Source organism: Amycolatopsis sp. NPDC043889 (assembly GCF_056435645.1).
The window spans coordinates 1-1607 of sequence record NZ_JBWKEC010000072.1 but is presented as its reverse complement, the minus strand read 5'-3'; the positions used below and the strand labels follow the sequence as shown (position 1 = coordinate 1607).

Below are 1607 nucleotides of genomic sequence, written 5' to 3'. Positions count from 1 at the left end.
CGAGGGGGTCGTGAGTGGCGTTTCGGGTTAGTCCTTGTGGCCTTGGTGGGGCGTGCTGAGCGCGTGAAAATGGTGGGTGGGTCGCCTGGGCGACGTCGGAACGTTCTTGGTGTGCCAGAGCCCGTGGGTTAGTCGGACGTGGGAGCTTCGGGTGTGCCGAACTGTTGCTGCGAGCACGAGGATCAGAATCCTGAAACATGAGGTTCCTCCTGGGCGGCCCGTGTGACCGACGTCGGCATGGGGCCTGGGAAGGACGCACGATGGACACTGTTGTCGAGCGCTGTGCCGGTCTTGACGTTCACAAGGACACGGTCGTGGCTTGTGTGCGAACGCCGGGGAAGAGAGGCAAACGGGATCAGGTGACGCGCACGTTCGCGACGATGACGGTCGATCTGCTGGCGCTGCGGGACTGGCTGGCCGGGATGGGTGTGGTCCTGGTCGGGATGGAATCGACCGGGGTCTATTGGAAGCCGGTGTTCTATGTCCTGGAAGAGGCGATGGAGTGCTGGCTGCTCAATGCCCGCCATCTGCGCAACGTGCCGGGACGCAAGACCGATGTGCTGGACGCGGAGTGGATCTGCCAGCTGATCGAGCACGGCCTGGTGCGGCCCTCGTTCGTTCCGCCCCAGCCGATCCGTGAGCTGCGGGAGCTGACCCGCTACCGCAAGGCGCAGATCGAGGAGCGGGGCCGGGAGGCCCAGCGGCTGGACAAGGTGCTGCAGGACGCGGGCATCAAGCTTTCCTCGGTTGCCAGCAAGGTCCTGGGCAGGTCCGGGCGGGACATGCTCGTCGCGCTCATCTCCGGGACCCGGGACCCGGAACTTCTCGCCGAGCTGGCCCGCGGCAGGCTCCGCTCGAAGATCCCGTTGCTGCGCCGGGCGCTCGAGGGCCGGTTCACCGCCCAGCACGCGCTCATCATCGGGAAAATCCTCGCCAAGCTCGATTTCCTGGACGAGGCGATCGAGGACCTCTCGACCGAGATCGACCGGCTGATCCGCCCTTTCGCCGCTGAGGTCGAGCTGCTGGACACCATCACTGGGATCGACCGGCGCGGGGCGGAGTGCCTGATCGCCGAGATCGGTGTCGACATGGCCCGTTTCGGGACCGCGGCCCGCCTGGCCAGCTGGGCCGGTCGATGCCCCAGCAACCACGAATCCGCCGGTAAACGCACAACAGGCAAGGCACGCAAGGGCTCCACATGGCTCGCCGCCACCCTGGCCGAATGCGCCGAGGCCGCCGGCCGCTCCCACGACACCTACCTCGCCGCCCAGTTCCAGCGCCTGCGCGGACGACGAGGCCACGCCAAAGCACGCAAAGCCGTCGAGCATTCCATCCTCGTCGCCGCTTACCACGTCCTCGACCGGCACGTCCCCTACCACGACCTCGGCGCCGACTGGTTCCAGCGCCGTCGCCCCGAAACACACGCCCGCCGCCTCGCCCGCCAGATCGAAGCCCTCGGCTTCACCGTCACCCTCGAACCCGCCACCTGACAACCAGAACCAGGGCCCCGAACCCGGCTCCGCCGGGTGCCTTCGGCCTGCCCACTCACCCCTATTTTCGGATCAGAACCCGAAACGCCACTCACGACCAACCCGACCCACGACCAG

1 protein-coding gene is annotated in these 1607 nt (G+C 67.2%); it reads left to right on the top strand.

Features of this window, described 5'->3' with window-relative positions:
• The first annotated feature begins 197 nt into the window (after positions 1-197).
• The gene (locus AC0685_RS43430) at positions 198-1490 is read left to right on the top strand and encodes an IS110 family RNA-guided transposase (protein ID WP_478230851.1); all 1293 of its coding nucleotides are present in this window, start codon (positions 198-200) and stop codon (positions 1488-1490) included.
• Positions 1491-1607: the final 117 nt, after the last annotated feature.

What these genes read in the sequence shown, in the direction of transcription:
- AC0685_RS43430 (WP_478230851.1), top strand. Translation starts at nt 198, where the DNA reads ATGAGGTTCCTCCTGGGCGGCCCGTGTGACCGACGTCGGCATGGGGCC.